The sequence below is a fragment of the Streptomyces sp. Isolate_45 genome (assembly GCF_024721315.2).
Classification (GTDB): domain Bacteria; phylum Actinomycetota; class Actinomycetes; order Streptomycetales; family Streptomycetaceae; genus Streptomyces.
The window spans coordinates 1-23,532 of the sequence record NZ_JANFAK020000083.1; the positions used below are offsets into that span (position 1 = coordinate 1).

Below are 23,532 nucleotides of genomic sequence, written 5' to 3' on the forward strand. Positions count from 1 at the left end.
CCGGCGCGGCGCGGGGTGTGCGCCGGCGGGTACGGGGGCCTTCGCGCGGCCCGCTCAGCCGAGCAGGGTGCCGCCGGTGGCGTCGACGAAGGAGCCGGTGATCCAGCGCGCCTCGTCGGTCGCGAGGAACGCCACCACGTCGGCGACGTCCTCCGGCTCGCCCACCCGGTTGAAGGTGGACAGCGCCGCCATCTGCTCGACGGCCTCGGGGACGTCGAAGACCGGGTTGTCGTTGCGGGTGATGCCGGGCGCCACCGAGTTGATGGTGATGCGTCGCGGACCCAGCGCCTTCGCGAAGTGCAGGGCGAGCTGTTCGAGCGCCCCCTTGCTCATCGCGTAGGCGATCTCGTCCGGGTTCGCGAACCGGGTCAGGCCGGAGGAGATGTTGATGATCCGGCCGCCGTCCGGCATGTTCCGCAGCGCCCGCTGGATCAGGAAGAACGGGGCCTTGGCGTTCACCGCGAAGATCCGGTCGAACTGGTCGGGCGTGATGTCGGCGGGGCCGACGCCGCCCATCACCCCCGCGTTGTTGACGAGGATGTGGAGGTCGGTGCTGCCGGTGCGGTCCAGCAGGTCCCGTTCCAGGGCCTCGAACAGGGCGTCCGCGTCTCCCCGGACCCCCAGCTCGGCCCGTACGGCGAAGGCGCGCCCGCCGTCCCGTTCGACCTCGGCGACGACGGACCGGGCTGCCTCCTCGTCCCGGGTGTAGTGGACGGCGACGAGCGCGCCCTCCTCCGCGAGCCGTACGGCGGCCGCCCGCCCCATGCCCCGGCTCGATCCGGTGACCAGCGCGGTCCTGCCCGTGAGCCTGTCCATACCGCTCCTCCGTTCCCTCGCCGCCGGCGCGGCCCGGGCCACCGCCACCGGTTCGCGGCGGGCGGCGTCCCGCTGGGGGGACCGGACCGGCCCGAACCAGCGCTCCAGGGCGGTCGTGAGCTCCCCGCCCCGCGACGCGTCCGATCCGTCCGCCGCGTCCGCCGCGTCCGCCCACACCACGTGCCCGTCCGGCCGTACCAGCAGGGCCACCGGCGCGGCGCCCTCCGTCGGGGTGGCGGTCGCCACGGTCAGCCGGTCCGTCCAGGGCTCGGCCGCGGCGCGCAGTTCGCCGCGCCGGGCCTCGTCGCCCGGTGCGAGGAGCAACAGTCCGCGCCCCGGGCGCAGCAGCTCGAAGGTGGTGGTGGCGCCGGCCGCGGCCATCGCGCCGGTCTGCGGGAGCCGCAGGCCGAGCAGCGGGTCGGCGCCGCCCGCGGAGACCTCGTAGCGGACGTCCAGTCCCGAGATCATCCCGGCCAGGTGGGCCCGTACGTCCTCGTGGCCGGTCAGTTCGGCGAAGACCTCCCGGATCGCGTCGACCTCGCCGCCGCCGAGCAGCAGCAGTGCCTGGGTCCGGACGTTGCTCCGGACGGCCTGGCCGACGGTGTGGCGTTCCTCGTGGTAGCTGTCGAGGAGCGTGTCCGCGGCCCGCCCGGCGACCGTGGCGGCGAGCTTCCAGCCGAGGTTGAAGGCGTCCTGGAGCCCGAGGTTGAGGGCCTGGCCGCCGATCGGCATCTGCTGGTGCGCCGCGTCACCGGCGAGCAGCAGCCGGCCCCGACGGTAGTCGGCGGCCTGCCGGGAGGCGTCGCCGAAGGAGTTCACCCACAGCGGGGTGCCGCCGCCGATGTCCTCGCCGGTGATGCGCTTCCAGGTGTCGGCGAGCTCCTCGAAGGAGGGTTGCCCGCGCCGGGGGGCGGCCCCGAACTCGTGGACCATGACCCGGGTCACCCCGTCGGGGCGCCTGGCGGCGATGGCGAGTCCGCCCGGCAGCCGCTCGAAGCGGCGGCCGGGGATGTCGATGCCGCTCACGTCCGCGCGCAGCAGCTCGCGGCCCGCGTCGGTGCCGGGGAACTCGAAGCCGCCCAGCCGGCGCACGGCGCTGTTCTCGCCGTCGCAACCGACCGCGTACGCGGCCCGCAGCCGCACGGACGTCCCGTCGGGGCCCTGCGCCTCGACGACGACGCGGTCGCCGGTCGTGGTCAGGCCGGTGACCTCGTGGGCGCGCCGGACGTCGGCGCCGAGGTCGGCCGCCCACTGCCCGAGGACTTCCTCCAGGCGGGTCTGCGGGACCTTCCACTGCCCCGGGTAGGGGCCGGGAAGGTCGAGTCCGAAGGCGATCCCCCCGAAGTGGCCGGCGGGGTCGTTCGGGATGTCGCCGAGCGCGTCGAGCAGGCCCCGGCTGTCGAGGATCTCCATGGTGCGGGCGTGCAGCGTGGACGCGCGCGATTCGGTGGTGGGTGCGGTGAGCTTGTCGAGGACCACCACGTCCACGCCCGCCAGCCGCAGTTCCCCGGCGAGCAGCAGCCCGACGGGGCCCGCGCCGACCACGATCACCTGGGTGTCGGTGTAGTCCCCAGACATGATCAGGCCTTGTTCTCTGCGTGCCCGGCCCGCTCGGCCCGCCCGCCCTGCTCGGCGTAGCGCTTGGCGTGGCCGAGGGTGGCGCGGCTGTTGGTGCTGAGGGCGTTGCGGACGAACTCCTTGGCGTCCTCGACGGTGGCCTGTTCGCCGAGGACCTTGGCGATGTTGTCGGTGTTGATGGTGACGGTGTGCTGGGAGGACGCGGCGACGCCGTGGTCGTCCTCGGCGAACGTCCAGTAGCCCGTGTGCAGCGTCATCAGGGCGGGCAGGACCGTCTGCTTGTAGGCGATCTTCTCGTGGGGGAAGGTCACCCGGTAGGACTTGGTGGTGTGGGTGGCGCCGTCCTTGGAGTGGGTGGTGTCCATCTCCAGTTCCTGGAGGCCGGGGGTGTCCTCGGTGAGGCGGACGACGGCCACGTGGGGCAGCCGCTCGGGCCACAGGTCGGCACGGTTGACGAAGTCGAAGACGTCCTTGGCGCTGCCGTCGATCCGGACGGTGTCCTCGAAGGAGAAGGTGAGGTCCTCGGCGGCGTGCGCGAGCTCGACGTTGGTCTTCAGCGCGGCGAGTTCGGTGCGGGAGTTGCGGTCGACGGCCTCGTCGATCCAGGCCAGGCCGGCCGGGTCGTCGTCGACGGCCCGGTAGTCGTGCAGGAGCCGTACGCGGGAGCTGTCCTCGCCCAGCGGCTCGATGATCCAGGTGCCGCCCATGGCCGCGATCGGGGGCGCGGGGATCTCCTGGCGGAAGGTGATGACGAGGCCCTCGGGGTCCAGGGTGCGGCGCGAGGTCCAGTTCTTCGGCTCACCGTTGGCCGTGGCCCATATCCGGATGCGTTCCTGGTGGGGCCCGTCGGGGGTCTGGTCGACGTAGATGGTCGGCGGGAAGATCCGGGGCCAGTTCCTGACCTCGGCGATCAGGCGGTATACGGCGGCGGCCGGGGCCGAGATCGTGATCTCGTGCTCCACCTCGCGCAGGCCGGGCTGCGACATGCTGATGACTCCTTGGGACTCGGAAGGTTTCGGGGTCGGCGGACCGCCGCGCGACCGGAGGGCGGCCCGGGCCGCGCGGGCCGGGTCCGACGTGCTTCGTCGCAGCGTCGGCCGGCCCGCGCCGCCCGGGCCGCGGCCGGGGAACGCCTTCGAAGTGCTGCCGGCCGCCGTCCGCGGGACGGGGCCGGATCCGCCGGGCGGCCGGCACTTCGACGGCACTGCCTGGGCAGCGTCGTCGAAGCGGCGTCGGCCGCCCGGAGGTCGGGACTTCGACGGCACGGTCTAGGCGTCGACGAGGGCCTGGAGGCTCTCGTTGATGGCCGCGACCAGGGAACGCGGCGTGGTGTGGTCGCTGAAGACGTCGTCGTCGAGGGTGACGCCGAACTCGCGCTCGATCCGGCCGCCGGTCTCCAGGAGCGCGAGCGACTCGTAGCCCAGCGTCTCGAAGTCGCTGTCGAGGATGTCGCCGTCGAGGTCGACGCCCTCGTCGGCGCCGGCGCCCTCCAGGAGGATGCGCTTGAGGTCCTCAAAGGTGAATTCCTGCTTGGACACTATGGATCCCTTCATCTGTATGCCGCGGCCGGCGGATTCCGGCCGCGGGGCACGTCGAACGCCCGCCGCCGCCAGGGAATGGCGACGTCGACGGACGCCGTTTCGTGGGCCGTCAGTCGACGGCGCGCACCACGACGGCGGAGTTGAAGCCTCCGCGGCCGCGGGCGAGGACGACCGCGGTGCGCACCGAGGCGGTCCGCGGCCGGGAGGCCACCAGGTCGAGGTCGTGTGCGGGGGACAGCTCGACGTTGGTGGTCGGCGGGATGAGGCCCTCCCGCATGGCCAGGACGGCCGAGACCACGTCGACCGGCGCGCCGCCCGCGTTGAGTCGTCCCGTCATCGTCTTGGGAGCGGTGACCGGCACGCCGCGCGGCCCGAAGACCGCGGTGATGGCTTCCGCCTCCTGCCGGTCGAGTGCGGGTGTGCCCGCCGCGTCGGCGAAGACGACGTCCACCTCGGCCGGGTGGCAGGCGGCGTCGGCGAGGGCCGTTTCCAGGGCTCGGCGCAGTCCGGGCTCGCGTCCGCTGCCCGGCCGGGGGTCGATCGTGGCGCCGTAGCCCGCGAGTTCGCCGTAGACGGTCCGTGCGCCGCGGGCCAGGGCGCTGTCCTCGTCCTCCAGGACGAGGAGGGCGCCGCCCTCCCCCGGTACGTAGCCGGCGGCGGCCGCGTCGAAGGGCAGGTAGGCGCTGTCGGGGTCGGTGGCGGTGGACATCGTTCCGCCGGCGAGGTGCGCTGCCCAGCCCAGCGGGCAGACCGAGGCGTCGAAGCCGCCGGTGGCGATCAGCTTGCTGCCCTTGCGGAGTTGGCGCCGGGCGTGGGCGAGGGCGTCGAGGCCGCCCGCCTGGTCGCCGACGAGGACCCCGGTGGGGCCGCGCAGTCCGTTGCGGATGGAGATCTGACCGCTGTTGACGGCGTAGAACCAGGCGAAGGACTGGTAGGCGCTGACGTGGTTGGCGCCCTGGCCCCAGAGCTTGCGGAGCTCGTTCTCGCCGAACTCGAACCCGCCGGACCCGGCCGCGGTGACCACGCCCATGTCGTACGCGTCGATGTCGCCCGGTGTCACCCCGGCGTCCGTGAAGGCGTGGTCGGCGGCGACCAGGGCGAGCTGCGTCACCCGGTCGGTCTGCGGGACGAGCCTGCCCGGGAGGTGTTCCTTGGCGTCGAAGCCGTGGATCTCCCCCGCCAGCCGCGCCGGGTACGACGAGGCGTCGAAGCGGGTGACGGGACCGATGGCGTTCTTGCCGATCCGGGTCGCCGCCCAGAAGTCCTCGACGCCGAGGCCGGTGGGGGCGGCCACGCCGATGCCGGTGACCAGGGTCCTGGCGCTCATGCGGTCCTCCTGTCGGGCCTGGTCAGCACCATCGCGCTCTGGAACCCGCCGAATCCGCTGCCGACGGTCAGGACGGCATCGGTGCGGTGTTCCCGCGCGACGAGCGGGACGTAGTCGAGGTCGCACTCGGGGTCGGGGGTGTGGAGGTTCGCGGTGGGGGGCACCACGTGGTGCTCCATCGCGAGGACGGAGGCGGCGATCTCCATGGAGCCGACGGAGCCGAGCGAGTGCCCGATCATCGACTTCACCGAGCTGACCGGGGTGCGGTACGCGTGCGGTCCGAGGGCCAGCTTGTACGCGGCCGTCTCGTGCCGGTCGTTCTGCTTGGTGCCCGAACCGTGCGCGTTGACGTAGTCGATGTCGGCGGGGTTCAGCCGGGCCTCGTCCAGCGCGACCGTGATGGCCTCGGCCATCTCGCGGCCGTCGGGGCGCAGGCCGGTCATGTGGAAGGCGCTGGAACGGGAGGCGTAGCCGGCGATCTCCGCGTAGACGTGCGCGCCGCGGCGGCGCGCGCTCCCCAGTTCCTCCAGGACGAACACCGCGGCGCCCTCGCCGAGGACGAATCCCTTGCGGGAGGCGTCGAAGGGGCGCGAGGCCGTCCCGGGCTCGTCGTTGAGCGAGGTCGTCGCCCTGATCGCGTCGAAGCACGCCATGGTGAGCGGCGTGATCGGGGCGTCCGCCGCGCCGGTGATCATGATGTCGGCGGTGCCCTCGCGGATCAGGTCGACGGCGTGCGCCACCGAGTCGATGCCGGAGGTACAGCCGGTGGAGACCACCGTCGCCGGGCCTTCGGCTCCGACGGCCCAGGCGACCTCCGTCGCGAAGGAGCTGGGCACGAAGTGGTCGTACATGTGGCGCGGCGCGTACGTGTGGTCGACCTCCGCGAGCCGGCCGTCGTCGCTGACCACGCGGTATCCGCTGTCGAGGCTGCCGACGGCGCCCACCGCGGTGCCGATGCTGACGCCCGTGCGGTGCGGGTCGAACCCGGCGAGGTCGAGGCCGCTGTCGGCGAGCGCCTCGCGCGCGGATACGACGCCGAACTGGGCGGCGCGGTCCATCCGGCTGATCTCCTGGGGAGTCAGCCCGTGCAGTTCGGGGTCGAAGTCGGCTTCGGCGGCCACCCTGGAGCGGAACGGCGACGGGTCGAAGAGGGTGATCCCCCGGGTCGCCGTACGTCCGGAGCTCAGCAGGCTCCAGAAGTTCTTGGTGCCGATGCCTCCCGGCGCCAGCACGCCGAGCCCCGTGATCACTACCCGGCGAGCCACCGGTGCTGCCCTCCCCTCGTGTCGGACCGGCGGGGCGTCATCACGACGCCGACCAGTCGTAGAAGCGGGTGGCCATGGCGTCGGCGGGGGTGCGCCAGGTCGCCGGGTCGTAGGGCTGGATGAACGGCAGCAGGTCGTGGCTGATCTTCATGAAACGCGGGTCCGTACGGGAGTCCTGGATCCGCTGGCCGCCGTCGTCGGTGGCGAAGTCCTGGAGGTGGAAGTAGAGGCCCTTGTACATGAACAGCCGGCGTCGCAGGGTTCCCATCCGCTCCGGCATGTCGGTGGTGTCGAACTCGGCGAACAGGCTGGCGACTTGGTCCTTCGACATACTGTCCATCCGGGCCACGATCAGATTGCTGTGCTGCATCCGTTCTCTCTCTTCCGTGAGCTTCCGTGAGCTTCCGTGAGCTTCCGTCAGGGGCGTGCGTGCTTCAGGCGTGGTACAGGCGGATGAAGTCGGCCACGCCGTCCGCGATCAGTGCGTCGGCCTCGGCCTCGGGCAGCGGCAGCGCGCCCAGGAAGGAGCGCTGGACGACGGTGGAGGGGACCAGCAGGATGAAACGTTCCGCCGCCTGGTCGGCGTCGGAGATGTCGAGCAACCCCTTGGCCGCGACCCGCTGGAGCCGGCGGGCCAGCTCGCGGCGGGCCTGGCGGGGACCCGCGTCCTGCCACTTCTGGACCGCCTCGACGGGAAGGCGGCTGACCTCGGCGCTGATGTGCCGGACGATCGCGAAGTGTTCGCGGAAGGCCTCCAGCGGCGCGAGCCAGGCCCGGCCGAGCGCGATGAGGTCCTGCTCCAGGTCGGTGATCTCCTCCAGGTAGCTCTCGGCCACCGACGCGAGGGCGGCCGCGACGGAGACCGAGCTGTCCAGCAGCACGCTGAGCAGCAGCTGTTCCTGGTCCGGGAAGTGCCGCTCCACGGTGCCCGCCCGTACGCCCGCCTCGACGGCCGTCGCCTCGGCGGTGCAGCGCGTCCAGCCCTCGCGGGCCAGTACGGTGCGGGCGGCCCGGACGATGTCACGGCGTTCCGCGGCCGGCCCGGCGGGGGCCCGCGCGATCGTTGCTTGCGGCGTTGCCATGTGGGTCTCTCCTCGTGACGTGCTCGCACGACCGCCGGATGCGCCGGTCGTCAGGGGGGTGCCGCTCTTCCCGCGTTCGGGGCCGCGGGCTTGCCGGGCTACGGGCTTGCCGGGCGCCGGGCGTACCGGCCTTCGCGCTCACCGGGCGGGGCGTACCGGTCCGCGGGCCGTCCCGAGTGCGGGTGCGGTTGCGGACGCCGGGTCCGGTTGCCGGCCGTCAGGGAGCGCCGAACCAGCGTTCGAGCGCCATGGGCAGGTCGTGGTGGCTGCCGGGCGCCGCCCAGGCCACGTACCCGTCCGGCCTGATCAGCAGGGCGGTGGTGGTGTCGTCCGGTCCGCCCGCTCCGGGCGGCGCGGACGGCCGGGCGGTGACGACGTCGACCCGCTCGGACCACGGGGCGGCGCGGCGACGCAGCCGCGGGTTGTCCGCGAGGTCGAGCAGGACGCCGCGCGCGGGGTGCAGCAGTTCGGTGCTGGAGGTCAGGCCGCCGGAGCCGGTCGTCAGTTGCAGGGGCGGCATGCGCCGGCCGAGCAGCGGATGGCTCCCCCCGCCCACCTCGTAGGAGATCTCCAGGCCGCTCACCATGGCCGCGAGGTGGCGGGCCACGTCGTCGTACGCCATCAGCTCGCGCAGCGAGTCCCGCAGCGGCTGCACCTCCGCGCCGCTCAGGAACAGCAGTCCCTGGGCCCGGGTGTTCATCAGCAGCCGGCGACCGACCGCGTGCCGCTCCGAGTGGTAGGTGTCGAGCAGGCTCGACGGGGCCGTGCCCCGCACCACCGCGGCGAGCTTCCAGCCGAGGTTGACCGAGTCCTGGATGCCGGTGTTCATGCCCTGGCCCCCGGCGGGCAGGTGGATGTGCGCGGAGTCGCCGGCCAGGATCACCCGGCCGCGCCGGTACTCGGTGACCTGCCGGGTCGCGTCGCCGAAGGCGCTCACCCACACCGGCTCGGCGGCCGATATGTCCTCCCCGGTCAGCCGCTGCCAGGCGGCGGCGACCTCGTCGAAGGAGGGCGGGCCCTCGCGCCGGCGCGGCGGTGTGCCGCGCTCGCAGACGACGATGCGGGTGGTGCCGCCGGGGAGCGGGCCGACCATCACCATGCCGCCCGGCAGGGTCTCGCCGATCATGCGGGGCTTCAGTTCGATGCCCTTGATGTCGGCGAGGTACATCTCCATGGTGGCCGCGGTGCCGGGGAAGTCGAAGCCGGCCGCCTTGCGCACCGTGCTGCGGCCGCCGTCGCACCCCACCAGGTGCGCGGCGCGCAGGGTGTGCCGTCCGTCGGGACCGCGCACCTCGACGTCGACGCCGTCCCCGTCGTCGTGGACGGAGAGGACCTCGTGGCCGCGGCGGATGTCGGCGCCCAGGCCGGTGGCCCAGTCCTCCAGGTGGGTCTCGGTGACGGACTGCGGCACGGTCTTGGCCGCCTGGCAGGCGCCGTCGAGCACCCCGAAGTCGAGGGGCAGGCCGCCGAAGTGACCGAGCGTGCTGGTCTCCACGTCGCCGAACCGGGCGAGGAGGCCGCGCTGGTCGAAGGTCTCCAGCGTGCGTGCGGTGAAACCGAGGCCGCGTGATTCGCCCGTACGCCGTTCCAGGCGTTCCAGGACGACGACGGCGACTCCCGCCAGCCGCAGTTCACCGGCGAGCGTCATGCCCGCCGGCCCCGCGCCGACGACGATCACAGGGGCGTCCATCAGGTCTCCTCGAATTCGCCTCCGGAGACAGTGCACCGGATCTTGACTACAAGGTTCTTCGGAGACGAGAGGGCATTCAATGGCGGCGGATTCAGGACTCGGTCAGGTTCCACAAGGGCTGGTCCGCTGAGTCGGAACGCGGCCAAGCGAAGGTCAAGCGCAGGTCATACCGCTCGATCCGGGCCCTACCGAACGCTGTGCGGATTTCCGCGCGTCGCCGTGCGCGATTCCGTGTGTCGCCGTGTGCGATTCCGCGCGCGGGGTGGCTTCCGCGCGGCGGGGTCAGTTGCGCGCGGCCCGGCGGCTGAAGCAGGCGCGGACATCGGTCTCGCTGTAGTACGTGCGCCCCGCGCGGTTGCGCCTGCGCCACCGTTCCTCGCTCGCCAGCCGGTAGACGGTGCCCGTCGGGGCGTGCCACAAGCGCGCGATGTCCGCGGCCGTCAGCCAGCGTTCGGTGGGGACGGGCGCCACGGCGGCGGTACCGGAAGCAGCGCGGGCGGCGATCCCGGCCGGGCGCGCCGGCTCCATCGAGCGGCTCAGGTCGCTCCAGCGTTCGCTCGTCCAGCGGTGGCCCGGGTCGACGTCGCACACGATCACCGGGCCGGCGGAGCGCGCCCCGGCGCGCACGGCGAGGGCGAGCCCGCCCGGGCAGTCGGGCTCGGGGCAGGCTCCGAGCCGGATGGTGCGCGTCGGGTCGGGGAAGGCGGCGCGGCGTCCCGCCCGGACCAGCCGGGCTATCTCCTCGGTGACCTCGGCGGCCGCCGAATGGGCCGCGAGCCAGTCGGCGTTGCGCAGCAGGAACGCGACGAGCGCCGCGGCGGCGCGCGGCGGGGAGGCGCAGCCGCGCTGCTGCGCGACCAGGCCGCTCCAGGAGCCGAGTACGGACACCATCCGGGCGCGCACGTCGGCCGCTGCCGCGTTGAAGGGCAGACCGGGATGCTCACCGCCCGTGGTCCGTTCGCGCAGGCTGCCCGGGGCTCCGCCGCCGAGCACCCGCCCGCACTCCTCGTAGAGGTGCGCCAGTTCGGCCAGGCCCGCCTCGAAGTGGTCCCGGCAGGACCGGCACAGTCGGCTGCCCTGGACCGTGCGCCGCCGGCCGCGTCCGTCGGCACGGCCGCCGCGGCAACCCTCCCCGTGGCACAGCGCCGTCACCGTCATGTCCGTCCCCCTTGGCTCGCCTCGGCCCTACGTCGTCGTCCTCCCGCGCACCGCGGGGGCGTTCTGGTTCCGCGTCTCCTGCCGGCCCGGGAGTCCGGCGTCCCTACCGGGTCGGGAATCCCCTACCGGGTCGGGAGTCCGGTTCAGCCCTGGCCGAAGCGGAAACCGACTCCGCGGATCGTGATGATCCAGCCCGCCCCGATCTTGTTGCGCAGCGTGCTGACGTGCGTGTCGACGGTGCGGCGGGACCAGGAGTCACCCCAGACCTGCTGCATCAGCATCTTGCGGGGGATGACGGTGTCGGGATGGGAGGCGAGGAGGTAGAGCATGTCGAACTCCTTGCGGGTGGTCTCCACGGGCTCCCCGTTCAGGGTCACCTCCCGTGTGCCCGCGTCGATCCGCAGCGGCCCGCAGGTGATGGTGGCGGCGACGGGACGTGACGGCCGTGACCGGCGCATGACCGCTTCCATCCGGGCCATCAGCTCGCGGAAGCCGTAGGGCTTGGCGAGGTAGTCGTCCGCGCCGGCCTGCAGGCCCAGCACCCGGTCCAACTCGCTGCCCCGGCCGGTGACGGCGATCACGGGGATCTCGTGCGCCGCACGGATCCCCCGGCAGACCTCCAGACCGTCCAGGTCCGGCAGTTCGAGGTCGAGGAGGACCAGGTCGGCGTCGGCGTAGCTGCGCAGTGCCTCACTCCCGGTGGCGACGATGTCGACCTCGTGGCCATGGCGACGCAGTCCGCGCGCCAGGGTCTCCGCCTCGACGGCGTCGTTCTCAACGATGAGGATCCGCCACAGTGCCGACTGGGCCGGACCGTTCTGTGGTGCTCTCAGACCCTCCGCAAGCGAGAACCCTCCGCCCACTCCCGCGGCGGCTGTGTGAGGTTCCAGCACAGCGTAGGAACGCTGGTTCATCTGCCCCCCTCCCTCAAGCTCGGTTGAGCCAACGTCAAGAAGATACAAACCGCTTCGTCGGTTTGTCAAAGGCTGTAAGTGCCGTCAAGTGACTCCACAAAACCAATAAATCGGGTCAACTGCGGCCACTGAACCTGAGCAAACAGGCCACTGGAACCCCCTGCTCCCGCGCTCAATACCAACGGGACGGTTTAATATGGGTAGGAAACTGATACAGGAGCCATCCGTGATGAAACAAGAACGCGCTGTCCGGACCCGTCGGGCACTGATCGAATCAGCGGCGGTCGTGTTCGGGCAGCGCGGGTACGCGGACGCGACGCTGAGCATGATCAGCGCCGGCGCGGGAGTGAGCCCGGGCGCGCTCCACTTCCACTTCGAGAACAAGGCGGCGGTCGGCGCGGCCGTCGAGGCCGCCGCGGCCCAGCGCCTGCGCGCCGCCGCCCGCACGGTGTACGCGGAGCGGACCTCGGCCCTGCAGGCGCTGACCGGCAGCACGCAGGCCCTGGCCCGGCTGCTCGCGTACGACGTGGTGGCGCGGACCGGACTCCAACTCGCCCGGGAACCCGCGTACGCCTCGGAGTCCGCCCTGCTCGGGGAATGGCACGCGTACGTGCACCGGTTGCTCACCGAGGCCCGGGAGGAGGGCGCCCTCGTCCCCGGCCTGTCCGGGCACAGCGTCGCCGCCTCGGTGGTGGCGGCCACCTTCGGTTTCGCGGTCCTGGGACGGGACGATCCGCAGTGGCTCTCCCCTCGTACGGTGGCGGGGTTCTGGCGGGTGGTCATGCCCTGTCTCGCCCGACCCGCCCTGCTGCCCGGCCTCGACACCTCGAGCGCCGACGCCGGCGGCTAGGGGCGGTCGTCAAACTCCCGTCGTCGCCCGGAGGGCTGCCTCGCGGCGTCCGGGAGTTTGGCGACAGGCCCCAGGGCCTGTCGCCCCGTCCGGCGGAACACCGCGGGGCACGACGGCGGAACACCGCGGAACACCACGGGGCACGGCGCTCCGCGGTGGCGCCCCGGAAGCGGGCCCGAGCAGGCGCGGAGCCGGGACGCGCCCGCGCCCCGAGCCCGCCGACGCGCCCGCGCGGCAGCCCGGGTCAGACCGATCGCAGCGACCTGACCGATTCCTGAGCGTGCTGCTGCGCCGGCCCGAGCGTGGCCCTGCTCTCGGCGCCGAGCGCCTCGCGGACGAACCGGCGCGCCCGCGCGAGGTCGGCGTCCGGGCCGAGGACCCGCTCCACCGTCCGCTCGTCCAGCAGGACGTCGTGCCGGGCGACCACGGTGACGCCGGTCGCGTCGGGCTCGACGGACCATTCGCCGGTGTGCGCGCTCAGCAGGGCGTGCGGCCGCAGCTGCTTGAAGACGATCCGACCGGCCGCCGGGAAGCACACCCGTACGGCCTCGGTGGTGTAGGCGGAGCCGTCCCCGGCCAGGTTGACGACGGTGGCGTGCTGGACGCCGGGGCTGTCCTCGGTGACCTCGGCGCGGACGACGTGCGGCACCCGGCCGGGCCAGGAACTCACCCCGTACAGGAACTCGTAGACCGGTTCGGCCGGTCCCTGGATGCGTACGGACTCCTCGAAGGACAACGCCGCGCCGTCGAGTCGCCGCCAGCCCTCCGCGGCGGCCCGCAGCCGGTCGAGCGTGGTGCGCGCACCGGCCCGCGCGGAGGCGAGGAGCCGTTCGGCGTCCACCGCCCGTTCCGCCGTGACGCTCACGTCCTGCTCCAGCGTCAGCCGGGACCAGCCGGGGGCGAGTTCCTCGACCCGCCAGCTTCCGCCCGTCGTGGTGACGGGGGCCCCGGAGCGTTCCGCGTGGAAGTCGACGCGCCGGCGTCGCGCGTCCAGGGTGCGCCGCCACAGCGACGGCTGCGGGATCCCGTCGACGACGGCCCACTGGAAGTACCGGTCCGTGGTCCCGTCGAAGTCGAGACGCTCCACGTGAATGCTGTCCGGCAGGAGCAGCGGCCACTGGGTGGTGTCGGCCACCAACGCGTACAGGACTGCGGCCGGCGCGGCCGCGTCGACCGCGTGTGACATCCGGTGTGCTCGCTCGACAGACATCAGACACCTCTCTCAACGCTTGACGCAGATCCTGTCCTCGTTCGCCGGAGTCCGCGTGGAGCACTGGTGGAGTTCCGCGAGCGCCCGGCGTCCCGCGCCGTGCGCGGCCGACCGGGCCGAGGGGGCGGACCGGGCCGCCCGCCGCGGATCAGACCCCCGCCCGGCTGCCCAGGATGCCGTTCACCAGGGCGAGGAACCGGCGGGGGGTGTCGGCCAGTTCGAGGACTTCCCCGTCGAGCAGGATGTCGAACCGGCGCTCCACCGACCCGGTGGTCTGGAGGACGGAGAGGCTGTCGTAGCCGAGCTCCTCCCAGTACAGGTCCTGGACTTCCTCGGTCAGCTCGACGCACTCGTCCTCGCCTCCCCAGGCCCGCAGGATGCGAGTCAGGTCGGTGAGTTCCAGCCGGTCCATGGCTTGCCCTTCTCCTCGTCCGCCGGTGCGGGTGCGCATACCGGCGCGGCGTGAGCTTGGCGGGGTCCGGTGGAGGGTTCCTCAAATGCGGGCGCAGCCCCGCTGGAGCGGGTCCGCGCCCCGCCGACCGCCGCGGCCTTCGCGCTCAGGCCGCGTACAGGTCGAAGGTCGAGCTGCGGCGCGGTCCGGCCACCACGTCCAGCGCGGGGTCCACCCGCAGCATCGCCTGGTGGAGGCGCTGGAGTTGCTGCGAGGGCTCGACCCCCAGCTCGCCGATCAGCCGGGCCCGGAGCCGGCGGTACACGTCCAGCGCGGTCGCCTGCCGCCCCGAACGGTACAGCGCGACCATCGCCTGCGAGTGCAGGCCCTCGTGCTGCGGGTTGCGGGCCATCAGCTCGGTGAGTTCGGCGAGGAGTTCGGTGTGCCGGCCGAGCCTGAGGTCGACGTCGATGCGCCGCTCCGTCGTGACGAGGCGGCTCTCCGCCAGCCGCAGCACCTCGATCTCCAGGATCGGCCCCACCCGTACGTCGACCAGGGCGGGCCCCTGCCACAGGGCGAGCGCCTTGCGCAACAGGTCGGCCGCGCGCTCGTCGTCACCGTCGTCGAAGGCCTGCTGGCCGCCGGCGACGAGGGCGTCGTACGCGTGGACGTCAACGGACTCCGGCGGGATCTGGAGCAGGTAGCCGCCGTGCCGGGTGGCGAGCACGTCCTTGGCCGTGCCCGGCGCGCCCGGCCCCATCGCGGTGCCCAGCCGGCGGCGGAGCTGGAGGATGTACGTCTGCAGGGTGGTGAGGGCGCTGTCGGGCAGCTTGGTCCCCCAGATCTCCTCCATCAGGGTGGGCACGGGCATCACCCGGCCCGGGTAGAGCGCGAGAAGCGCCAGGATCTGACGCGGCTTGCCTGCCGTGGGAACGATCGATGCCCCGTTGACCTCGGCACTCAACGGACCCAGAACCTGAATCTTCACGGTCTCCCGTCTCCCCTCCGTATTTCGTCGACGTACTCTCGGTTTTCAGCATTCGACCGGATGACGATATGTCAGACCGGTCTCCGGTCACCGGCACCTCAAGCCGACGTCGAGCAGAACTCCGCGACGGACGAACATCTGACGGATTCAACCCATGTGATTCCGATTGAGGTCCAAAACCCTGCGGCTACCAGCTAGGTAGCCCAATCCATGTCATTCCGTTTTGCGTCTCGAAAATCCCTTTGAAGGAATGTGGAATGCCCACCACACCTTGCGGGGAGTTTCGAACGAAGCTTGCGCAATTAAGCGGAGCGCGATCTTCTACCGGCGAATCAGCCCACCTGGGCAAGCCGCTTCCGAGCGGCCGTCGGGACCGCCGCCGGGTTTTCGGGACCGGTCATCAGGATCGACCGCTGGAGGCTGCGCAGCGCGGCGGACGGCTCGATGCCGAGCTCGCGCACGAGGGTGGCGCGCAGCCGCTGGTAGACGCTGAGTGCCTCACCGCGGCGGCCGGAGCGGTGCAGGGCGAGCATGAACTGGCCGTGCAGGTTCTCGTGGATGCGGTAGCGGCTCGCCAGGACCGTCAGTTCCGCGAGGAGCTCCCGGTGCCGGCCGAGCTTGAGGTCGGCCTCGATGCGCTGGTCGAGGGCGCACAGCCGGGTCTCCTCCAGCCGCCGCGTCTCCATGTCGAGCTGCACCCCGCCGTGCACGTCGGCGAAGGCCGGACCCGACCACAGGGCCAGGGCCTCGCGCAGCAGCCGCGCCGCACCGGCCGCGTCACCCGCGTCCATCGCCCGGTAGCCCAATCCGGCCAGCCGGTCGAATTCGCGGACATCGCTGGTCCCGCCGGCGCTGTTGAGCATGTAACCGCCGGGCAGCGTGACGAGGACGTCCTTGGGGGTGCGGCTTCCGTCCGAATCCTTGAGCGCCGTCGCGATGAGGGCGCGCAGCTGGAGCACGTACGTCTGCAGGGTGGTGCGGGCGCTGCGCGGCGGCTCGGCGCCCCACAGTTCCTCGATCAGCGCCGAGACCGGCACGACCTGGTCCGCGTGGAGCGCGAGCAGTGCCAGCACCTGGCGGGGCTTGGCTGCGGTCGGCGTGATGGAGACCCCGTTCTCCCGCACGGCCAGTGCGCCCAGTACATCGATGTCCACGCCGTACTCCCCTGCTTCGTCCATGGATGAGCCCTTGACTTTCGCTGGAATGAGCAAAAAACAGCTGAGCCGGTTTGTCAATACCAAACCGGCTGTGCCGTTTCTCTCCCGAATCGGACACACAAAGCGACCAAAACACGTCCTGAGCTGGGAAGTTGGCCTCAAAATGGGGTCCGCGAGCCGCTTTCCGGGGCTCACAAATCCAAGAAAAAAACCCCCGGAAACCTGTCCGAGGGGGCGTGAACGACTCAGAACCAACCAACCGGTCCGGCCACTTGGTCGCATTGATCAAGGTTCGCGTACGAGCAGTAACGCTGACGGTGCCGTCGGGAACCGGCCAGGCACCGGCTGGAACCGGCCGCGAGCACCTCGTCGAAGCGGCCTGGACCGGAGGGGACTTCGGCGACGCGCCTCGGGAGCGCGTGCCGGACGCCGCGAGGCGGACGGGAGGTTGACGGCAGGCGCCAGGGGCGGTCAGTAGGGCAACGAGGCCCGGACCGCGTCCGAGCCGTCCGGGACGAGCTCCCCGAGGGAGCCCCGCGCGGCGAGCCGCGGCAACATCAGCTGCCAGTACGGGGTGACGCCGGAGGGGCCGAACTGGCGGGACCCACCGGCCCCGGCCCCGGCCCCGAGGACCCCGAAGCCGACCATCGCCGCCACCACGGCGGCGGCCGCCGCCTGCGGGGACACCCCGTCCGCCAGCCGGCCTTCGCGCTGGGCGGCACGGAAGGTGCCCTCGACCCACCGCTGCCACTGCACGCGCAGGTCCCAGCCGGCGCCGCCGCCCCGCGCGGTCAGGGTGACCGCTCCGGTGCCCGCGCACAGACCGAAGCCCGCGTTGACGACGGGATCGCGGGCCAGCAGCTCCATCAGCTCGTGCGTGGAGTCGACGAGCGCCTGGAGGGCGTTCCCGTCGGGGACCCTGGACACCGTGATCGTGCGCAGGGTCGCCGACGCCCGCCGCGCCACGGCCTCGGCCAAGGCGGTCTTGCTGCCGAAATGGAAGTGCAGCCCGCCGGCGCTGACGCCGGCGCGCTTGCTGATGGCCGCGATGGAGGCGGTGACGAACCCCTCCTCCGCGAACACCTCGGCGGCGGCTCGCACCAGGACTTCACGCGTGCGGGCGGCACGTTCCTGCTTGACCATGAGGACTCCACAAACCGCCCCGGCGGTTTGCCGGGGCTATGAACATCCCCCATGGTCTGTGCCGGTAATCGAACCGGATCTGAGCCGTGCTTGAGCGCGGCTCAGGTGTGGACGGGCTCCCCGACCGAGGCGGCCGCGGCCGCCTCGTCCAGCAGTCTGATCTCCGCCGCCACCGTGGAACCCCGCTCTGCGCCCAGATCCAGCCGCGCCAGCACCGCGGGCACCGCGATGCTCGGGTAGAAGTGCTGGTAGAAGACCGAGACCCGGTACTCGATGTCCGCGCGGTCGGTCAGGGTCTGCGAGTAGATCTGCACCCCCGCCCAACCGGCGGAGAGGGCCCACGCCGCCTCCGCGGTGTTCACGTGGGGGAGCAGCTCCCCCTGCGCCTTGGCCTGGAGGATCACGTCCTCGGTGACCTGGATCCAGCCGGGCACGGAACCGCCGCCGAAGATCTCGCGCATGTCGGGCCCGAGGGAGAGCCTGGTACCGGCGCTGAGCAGGGGGTTGTGCTTGGTGCGGTAGGCGAGCACCATGCCGAGGTCGAAGAGCTCCTGGAGCTTGATCTCGCGCGGCGGAACGGTGCCCTCGGTGTACTGCTCGTCGAGGATGCCGCGGGCCAGATCCTGCTTCGAGGCGAAATGAAAGTAGAGCGCGCCCTTGGTGACCCCGGCCTTGGCGAGGATGTCCGCGATGGTGGCGGCCTCGAACCCCCGCTCGTCGAAGACTGCGGCTGCCGCTTCCAAGATCACACGACGCGTGCGCACTGCACGCTCCTGACGTGCCACGATGCCTCCGATACACAGTGGGTGACTACGGACGGATCCCCTAGAGGACCCCCTCCCCCCATTAAAACCAACCAGAAGGTCCGTATTTTATCAACCCGCAAACCATAACGCCTACGGACACACGAGCCTCCCTCAACCCCCTTTTGCGGGGCACGCGCGGTGACCGAGTAGTTGATCATGGAGCGTGCCGGCTGCCGATTCCTCGCTGGAGGATGACTCGCAGTCACCTTTAAGAAACAACCGCCCGGTCGGTTCTTTATCTGGCTCGCATGGCTCAATTTACACCCCCCGCCGCCGCCCCTCTGGTAGGCCTCCTACCCCACGGTTACCCCTGTGCGGCCTGCGGGCGCGCCAAGGGCCCACGGCCTCCACCACCCTCTGTCGAACCCGTCCGGCCGGGGCGCGTTCGATAAGTGGAAGGCCGTATTTCCTTGCAAATAAAACCGGAGAGTACGTATCTTACGTCGCAGAGTGCTCGTTCCATCCGTCAACCTCGGCTCTGCGGAGAGGTCCATGACCCTGCTCACGTTCGAGAACAACACCACCGCACCCACTGCCCCGCGCACGGAGGGCGGTCAGTGGACGACGCGTTGTAACGACATTCAGCAGCAGCTCACCAGCACGGTTCCCCGGGAGTACGTCCACCGGAGCGCGGTGGCCGAGGTGTTCCTGACCGGGTACGAACGGATAGGCGACGACGTCTTCCGGGTGAGCGCCCAGTGGCCCCGCGCCCACATGTTCTTCACCAGCGCCGACGGCCTCAGCCACGACCCGGTGCAGGCCGCGGAGACGATCCGCCAGGCGGGACTCCTGCTGGCCCACGCCGAGTACGGCGTACCCCTCACCCACAACGCCCTGGTCTGGAGCCTCGGTTTCAAGACCGAGCCCGCCGAGATGTTCATCGGTACCAGCCCCAGCGACCTCGAACTCATCGTGGTCTGCCGGGACTTCGCCTGGCAGGGCAACCGCTTCTCGGGGTTCATCGAGGTGACGCTCAGGCGCGGGGACCGGATCGCGGCCACCGGCTCGGGGCTCTTCAGCTGCGTGTCCCCCGCGGTGTACCGCAGACTCCGCGGCGAGTACGCCACGGCGTCCTCGTCACTGCGCATGGGCCCCTACCCGGCCCCGATCCCGGCGGAACTGGCCGGCCGGATCTCCCCGGCGGACGTGGTCCTCGCCGCCGGCGACCGGCCGGGCCGCTGGCTGCTCAGCCCCAACTTCGGGCACCCGGTCCTCTTCGAGCACGCCAACGACCACCACCCGGGCATGGTGCTGATCGAGGCCGCCCGGCAGGCCGCCTGCGGCGTGCTGGAGGGCGAAGCGTTCAAGCCCACCGGCATCGACAGCTTCTTCCACAGCTACGCCGAGCTCGACACCCCCTGCTGGATCGAGACCGAGGTCGCCCACTCCACGGACCCCGCCGTGCGCATCGTGCAGGTCACCGGCCACCAGGGCGACGTGAAGACCTTCGAGGCCACCGTCACCGGCACCGTCTGAGGCCGGCGACACCGGCCGGGCCGCGGCGCGCTCAGAGCCCCAGCCGCTCCCGGTACCAAGGGGCGTACGCCCCGAACCCCTCCGTCAATCGCGGACCGGGTTCGGCACCGACCAGCTTCCACAGCGCGCCGCTGTCGTACCAGTGGTCGGTGGTCAGCAGGGAAAGCCTGCGCCGGGTGGCCGGATCACCGGCCGCCCCCAACCGCTCCAGCGCCTGGTCGAGGGTGATGTCGCCCTCCGGCAGGGCGATTCCGAGTGCCCGCCCCACGGTGGTGATCAGCTCGCGGGACGTCACCGGCTCCGGATGGCTCGCGTGCAGCACCTGCCCGCCGGGCAGCGCGGGCAGCCGGGCCAGGTCCACGAGGGCCCCCGCGAGCGCATCCGCGGAGATCATCGAGATGCGCGCACGGCCGCCGTCCACCCAGTTCGGCAGCGTGCCCATCAGCTGCACCAGCGCGGGAACAAGCCAGATGTCGCCACGCCCGTAGACCAGGTGCGGGCGCAGGACGGTTCCGCCCGCCGCGAGGACCAGCCGCTCACCCTCCAGCCGCGTGATGCTGGTGGGGGAGGAAGGCCGTTCCTCCAACTGTCCCTCGGCCTCGCCCCGGTGCGGAACGTCCCGGTACACGGCGGCGGTGCCCAGGTGCACGAACCGCCGTACCCCGGCCCGCCCGGCCTCCGTCAACAGCGCGCGGGTCCCTTCGGCGTTGACCGCCCGGCACTCCGCCTCGGTGCCCCCGATCCGGGCCGCGAGGTGCAGGACGGTGGTGACGCCCTCGCAGATCCCGCGCAGCGAGGCGGGATCGGTGAGGTCGCCGGTCACGACCTCGGCGGTGGCCGCGCCGGCGGGCGAGTTCCGGTGGTGGGTGAGCAGCCGGAGCGCGGGGCCGCCGTCCTCGGACAGCAGGGCCGTCACGTGGGAACCGACGAAGCCGGCGCTTCCCGTCACGAGTATCCGCTCGGGTGTCAACTGCTGCCTTCCGCCGGTTCCATGGTCGTCCGTCGCCAGTTTATGACCCCGCGGGCGGACCGTACGCTGGGAACATGATCAGCTCATCACTGCGACTGGTGCCCGTCACGGAGGAGAACTTCGAGGCGGTGTGCGCGGTACGCGTCGCCCCGGCCCAGGAACACCTCGTCTCCCCCGTCGTGAAGTCGCTGGCGGAGGCGTACGTCCACGGACCGGTGGCCTGGCCGCGGGCCGTCGTCGACGGCGACGAGATCGTCGGCTTCGTCATGGCGTTCGTCGACATCGTGTGGAATCCCGCGAAGGACCCGGACGAACGGCGCTCCGGCATCTGGCGGCTCAACGTCGCCGCCGCCCACCAGGGCAAGGGCTACGGCCGTTTCGCGGTGGGCGCCGTCCTCCAGGAACTGCGCGAGCGCGCCGCGTCCGAGGCCTTCGTCTGCTGGAGCGGCGGTCCGGGCAGCCCGGAGCCCTTCTACCTCGGCCTGGGGTTCCGGCCGACCGGCGAGCTCAGCGGCGACCAGACGGTCGCCGTCCTCCCGCTCCCCTGACGGGCCGCGGGTCGGTCGTGTCCTCGAAGTCCCGTCCCGCCCGGCGGGCGGGACGACGACACCTCCTACGGCAGCACGACGGTGCGCCCCACCCCCACCCCCGTGGAGGACGGAGCCGCCCCGGCCCGGAACTCCTGCGGGCTGACCCCCCGTACCCGCTTGAAGGCCGCCGACAGGGCGAAGGGCGTCCCGTAGCCCACCCTGCGGGCCACCGTCGCCACCGTCGCGTCCGGCTCGCGCAGCAGGTCGGCGGCCAGGGCGATCCGCCAGCCCGTGAGGTAGGCGACCGGCGGCTCCCCGACCAGCTGCGTGAAGCGGCGGGCCATCGAGGCACGTGACACCCCGGCCTTGCGGGCGAGTTCCTCCACCGTCCAACCGTGCGCGGGGTTCTCGTGCAGCAGCCGCAACGCCGCCCCCACGACGGGATCGCCCTGCGCCCGGTACCAGGCCGGCGCCCCCGATCCGGGAGCGGCGAGCCAGGCCCGCAGGACCCCGATCAGCAGCAGGTCGAGCAGCCGGTCGAGGACGATCTCCTGACCGGGCTCGTCCCTGGACACCTCCGCGGCCAGCAACGTGATCAGGGTGGCGTCCGCGGTGCCCGCGGGACGGACCAGGACCGTGGGCAGGGCCCCCAGCAGCCGCCGGCCGATCTCGCTGGGCGCCTGGTAGGTGCCGCTCAACAGCACCACCGATCCGGCGTCGACGGCCCGCGCGCCCCAGGTGCGCACCCCCAACGCCATGGTGTCGGTGACGTCCTCGCCGTCGCCCGTACTGCACCGCTGGTCGGGGCCGACGGTCACCTGCACCGGGGTGCCCGGCGCGTCCGCGACGGTGTACGGCACGGGCCCCCGTACGACGGCCACGTCACCGGGGCCGACCAGGACCGGCTCGCCCCCGTCGGGCAGCAGCCAGGCCGTTCCCCGTACGGGTGTCATCACCGAGAGCGGGGCCCGGTCCTCGACCCGCAGCGACCAGGGCGGGTTGAAGACGGACTTCTGCAGATAGGCGCCGCGCGCCTTGGGCCCTTCGAGCAGTCCGGTGAGCGTGTCCATGACCCCATCCTCCCCGTACCGGGCGGCCGCCGTAGCCCTCTCAGACGTTCCAGACCCCGGTGGCGGCGGCCTCACGGGCGTAGTCGGCGAAGTCCCTCGGCTTACGCCCGAGCACTTCCTCCACCCCGTTGACCAGGTGCGCGTTGCGACCGTCGAGGATCAGCGCGAACAGGTCGGCGAAGTCCTCCGGCAGGCCCTGGTCGCGCAGCACCGCCCGGTAGTCGGCGTCCGACACCGGCACGTAGGCGATGTCCCGGCCGGTCACCTTCGACAGTTCGGCGGCGACGTCGGCGAAGCTGAGCAGGCGCGGCCCGGACAGTTCGTACGTCCTGCCGATGTGCCGGTCGTCGGTGAGCGCGGCGACCACCACGTCGGCGATGTCGTCGGCGTCGACGAAGGGTTCGACGGCGTCGGCCGTCGGCAGGGCGATCTCCCCGGCCAGTACGGGGTCCAGGAAGAAGCTCTCGTCGAAGTTCTGGTTGAACCAGCTCGCGCGGACGACGGTCCAGTCCCCGCCCGAGGCCTTCAGCAGGTGCTCGCTGTGCTCGGCGGCCTCCTCGCCCCGCCCGGACAGCAGCACCAGCCGGCCGGCCCCCGCCGCGACGGCCTGCTCGGCGAACGCGCCGATCTGCTCGGCGGCGCCGGGGAAGGCCAGGTCGGGGTAGTAGGTGACGTACACGCGGTCGACGCCTTCCAGCGCCGGGCCCCAGGTGGCGGGCTCGTGCCAGTCGAAGGCGGGTTCGCCGGTGCGCGATCCGATCCGGACCGGCCGGCCCAGGTGCGCCAGCTTGTCCGCGACCCGCCGGCCGGTCTTGCCGTTGCCCCCGATGACCAGGGTGAGCTTCTGCGTCGTCTCGTTCTCGTTCTTCGTCATGCCCTCAGTCAACCGCCGGGCCGTGCGACGCGACATCGCTGAAAAGCTCATCCGCATACGCGTGCGTCCACGTCCACGTTCGACCCTCAACAACAGCCGTGGGCAGGGAATGTGATCACATGACGGTATGAGGACCCTCTATCTGTTCTGTTCCGCCGCCCCGCCCGTCTTCGACGTGGCCCACGTGATCGAGGACGCCCAGTCGCGCGGCTGGGACGTGTGCCTCGGCCTGACCCCGACGGCGGCGCGGTGGGTGGCCGGCAGCCTGGACGGCCTCGCCGCACTGACCGGCAACCCGGTGCGCTGGCAGTACAAGATGCCCGGCGAGCCCGACGTATGGCCCGCCGCGGACGCGCTGCTGTTCGCGCCCGCCACCTTCAACTCGGTGAACGCCTGGGCGCTCGGCCTCACCGACCGCTTCGCCGTGGGCGTCGCAGCCGAGGCCCTCGGCAAGGGCGTCCCGGTGGTGGCCATGCCCTGCACGAACGCCGCGCTCGCCGCGCACCCGCAGTTCGAGCAGTCCCTGACGGTGCTGCGCGGTGCGGGCGCCGAAGTCCTCTACGGCGAGGGCGGGTTCGTGCCCGGCCCGGCCGGCATCGACGCCCCGCCGCACTTCCCGTGGCAGGTGGCGCTCGACGCCGTGGACCGGGCGGGCACCGCGCCGGCCTGACCGGGGCCGGCCGGCGCGCCCGTCGT

General features: G+C 72.2%; 23 protein-coding genes. 4 read left to right on the forward strand and 19 right to left on the reverse strand.

Annotated elements, in window-relative coordinates:
* Positions 1-54 precede the first annotated feature (54 nt).
* The 10 genes from NOD94_RS24595 to NOD94_RS24640 all read right to left on the reverse strand — a co-directional run bounded on the left by NOD94_RS24595 (position 55) and on the right by NOD94_RS24640 (position 11,371).
* Positions 55-2,394 carry an SDR family oxidoreductase gene (locus NOD94_RS24595; RefSeq protein WP_281208259.1) on the reverse strand — a complete coding sequence of 780 codons (2,340 nt, stop codon included), beginning with the start codon at positions 2,392-2,394 and terminating at the stop codon, positions 55-57.
* A gap of 2 nt (positions 2,395-2,396) precedes the next feature.
* Positions 2,397-3,380 (reverse strand): aromatase/cyclase, encoded by a 984-nt coding sequence (locus NOD94_RS24600; protein WP_281208260.1) that lies wholly within the window; start codon positions 3,378-3,380, stop codon positions 2,397-2,399.
* A 282-nt stretch (positions 3,381-3,662) separates the two neighbouring features.
* A complete protein-coding gene (locus tag NOD94_RS24605) occupies positions 3,663-3,932 on the reverse strand; it encodes an acyl carrier protein (protein WP_281208261.1) in 270 nt (89 codons plus the stop codon).
* A gap of 112 nt (positions 3,933-4,044) precedes the next feature.
* Entirely contained in the window at positions 4,045-5,262 is a 1,218-nt protein-coding gene (locus tag NOD94_RS24610; RefSeq protein WP_281208262.1) for a ketosynthase chain-length factor, read from the reverse strand.
* On the reverse strand, positions 5,259-6,527 hold the full coding sequence (locus NOD94_RS24615) for a beta-ketoacyl-[acyl-carrier-protein] synthase family protein (RefSeq protein ID WP_281208263.1): 1,269 nt from the start codon (positions 6,525-6,527) through the stop codon (positions 5,259-5,261). Before NOD94_RS24615 ends, NOD94_RS24610 begins: the two co-directional genes overlap by 4 nt.
* A 40-nt stretch (positions 6,528-6,567) precedes the next feature.
* Positions 6,568-6,897, reverse strand: coding sequence for a TcmI family type II polyketide cyclase (locus NOD94_RS24620; protein ID WP_281208264.1), 330 nt, complete (start codon positions 6,895-6,897; stop codon positions 6,568-6,570).
* Positions 6,898-6,961: 64 nt separating this feature from the next.
* Positions 6,962-7,609 (reverse strand): TetR/AcrR family transcriptional regulator C-terminal domain-containing protein, encoded by a 648-nt coding sequence (locus NOD94_RS24625; RefSeq protein WP_281208265.1) that lies wholly within the window; start codon positions 7,607-7,609, stop codon positions 6,962-6,964.
* Positions 7,610-7,826: 217 nt separating this feature from the next.
* Complete coding sequence (locus NOD94_RS24630) at positions 7,827-9,299, reverse strand: FAD-dependent monooxygenase (RefSeq protein WP_281208266.1); 1,473 nt, start codon at positions 9,297-9,299, stop codon at positions 7,827-7,829.
* A gap of 282 nt (positions 9,300-9,581) precedes the next feature.
* Complete coding sequence (locus NOD94_RS24635) at positions 9,582-10,457, reverse strand: hypothetical protein (RefSeq protein ID WP_281208267.1); 876 nt, start codon at positions 10,455-10,457, stop codon at positions 9,582-9,584.
* Between the two features lie 143 nt (positions 10,458-10,600).
* Positions 10,601-11,371, reverse strand: a complete 771-nt coding sequence (locus NOD94_RS24640) for a response regulator transcription factor (RefSeq protein ID WP_281208268.1) — start codon at positions 11,369-11,371, stop codon at positions 10,601-10,603.
* Between the two features lie 229 nt (positions 11,372-11,600).
* Between NOD94_RS24640 and NOD94_RS24645 the strand changes: the two genes are divergently transcribed.
* On the forward strand, positions 11,601-12,221 hold the full coding sequence (locus NOD94_RS24645; RefSeq protein ID WP_281208269.1) for a ScbR family autoregulator-binding transcription factor: 621 nt from the start codon (positions 11,601-11,603) through the stop codon (positions 12,219-12,221).
* Between the two features lie 244 nt (positions 12,222-12,465).
* Here the strand turns inward: NOD94_RS24645 and NOD94_RS24650 are convergent, their stop codons facing one another.
* From NOD94_RS24650 to NOD94_RS24675, 6 genes are all read right to left on the reverse strand, one after another.
* Positions 12,466-13,431, reverse strand: coding sequence for an SRPBCC family protein (locus tag NOD94_RS24650; RefSeq protein WP_281208270.1), 966 nt, complete (start codon positions 13,429-13,431; stop codon positions 12,466-12,468).
* Between the two features lie 148 nt (positions 13,432-13,579).
* Positions 13,580-13,843, reverse strand: a complete 264-nt coding sequence (locus NOD94_RS24655) for a phosphopantetheine-binding protein (RefSeq protein WP_281208271.1) — start codon at positions 13,841-13,843, stop codon at positions 13,580-13,582.
* A 145-nt stretch (positions 13,844-13,988) separates the two neighbouring features.
* Positions 13,989-14,810 (reverse strand): AfsR/SARP family transcriptional regulator, encoded by an 822-nt coding sequence (locus NOD94_RS24660; protein ID WP_281208272.1) that lies wholly within the window; start codon positions 14,808-14,810, stop codon positions 13,989-13,991.
* 332 nt (positions 14,811-15,142) lie between these two features.
* A complete protein-coding gene (locus NOD94_RS24665) occupies positions 15,143-15,964 on the reverse strand; it encodes an AfsR/SARP family transcriptional regulator (RefSeq protein ID WP_281208295.1) in 822 nt (273 codons plus the stop codon).
* A 474-nt stretch (positions 15,965-16,438) separates the two neighbouring features.
* Positions 16,439-17,110, reverse strand: coding sequence for a ScbR family autoregulator-binding transcription factor (locus tag NOD94_RS24670; protein WP_281208273.1), 672 nt, complete (start codon positions 17,108-17,110; stop codon positions 16,439-16,441).
* 101 nt (positions 17,111-17,211) lie between these two features.
* Positions 17,212-17,874 carry a ScbR family autoregulator-binding transcription factor gene (locus NOD94_RS24675; protein ID WP_281208274.1) on the reverse strand — a complete coding sequence of 221 codons (663 nt, stop codon included), beginning with the start codon at positions 17,872-17,874 and terminating at the stop codon, positions 17,212-17,214.
* 534 nt (positions 17,875-18,408) lie between these two features.
* On the opposite strand from NOD94_RS24675, the gene NOD94_RS24680 reads away from it, so the two are divergent.
* Positions 18,409-19,392: a ScbA/BarX family gamma-butyrolactone biosynthesis protein gene (locus tag NOD94_RS24680; protein WP_281208275.1), complete on the forward strand. Its 984-nt coding sequence runs from the start codon at positions 18,409-18,411 to the stop codon at positions 19,390-19,392.
* Between the two features lie 31 nt (positions 19,393-19,423).
* On the opposite strand, the gene NOD94_RS24685 is transcribed toward NOD94_RS24680, so the two are convergent.
* Positions 19,424-20,341 (reverse strand): NAD(P)-dependent oxidoreductase, encoded by a 918-nt coding sequence (locus NOD94_RS24685; RefSeq protein WP_281208276.1) that lies wholly within the window; start codon positions 20,339-20,341, stop codon positions 19,424-19,426.
* Between the two features lie 95 nt (positions 20,342-20,436).
* Between NOD94_RS24685 and NOD94_RS24690 the strand changes: the two genes are divergently transcribed.
* Positions 20,437-20,910 carry a GNAT family N-acetyltransferase gene (locus NOD94_RS24690; protein ID WP_281208277.1) on the forward strand — a complete coding sequence of 158 codons (474 nt, stop codon included), beginning with the start codon at positions 20,437-20,439 and terminating at the stop codon, positions 20,908-20,910.
* A 65-nt stretch (positions 20,911-20,975) separates the two neighbouring features.
* Here the strand turns inward: NOD94_RS24690 and NOD94_RS24695 are convergent, their stop codons facing one another.
* Both NOD94_RS24695 and NOD94_RS24700 read right to left on the reverse strand, forming a co-directional pair.
* A complete protein-coding gene (locus NOD94_RS24695; protein ID WP_281208278.1) occupies positions 20,976-21,962 on the reverse strand; it encodes an AraC family transcriptional regulator in 987 nt (328 codons plus the stop codon).
* 40 nt (positions 21,963-22,002) lie between these two features.
* Entirely contained in the window at positions 22,003-22,836 is an 834-nt protein-coding gene (locus NOD94_RS24700; protein ID WP_281208279.1) for an NAD(P)H-binding protein, read from the reverse strand.
* A gap of 127 nt (positions 22,837-22,963) precedes the next feature.
* Between NOD94_RS24700 and NOD94_RS24705 the strand changes: the two genes are divergently transcribed.
* Positions 22,964-23,506 carry a flavoprotein gene (locus NOD94_RS24705; protein WP_281208280.1) on the forward strand — a complete coding sequence of 181 codons (543 nt, stop codon included), beginning with the start codon at positions 22,964-22,966 and terminating at the stop codon, positions 23,504-23,506.
* The last annotated feature ends 26 nt before the right edge of the window (positions 23,507-23,532 follow it).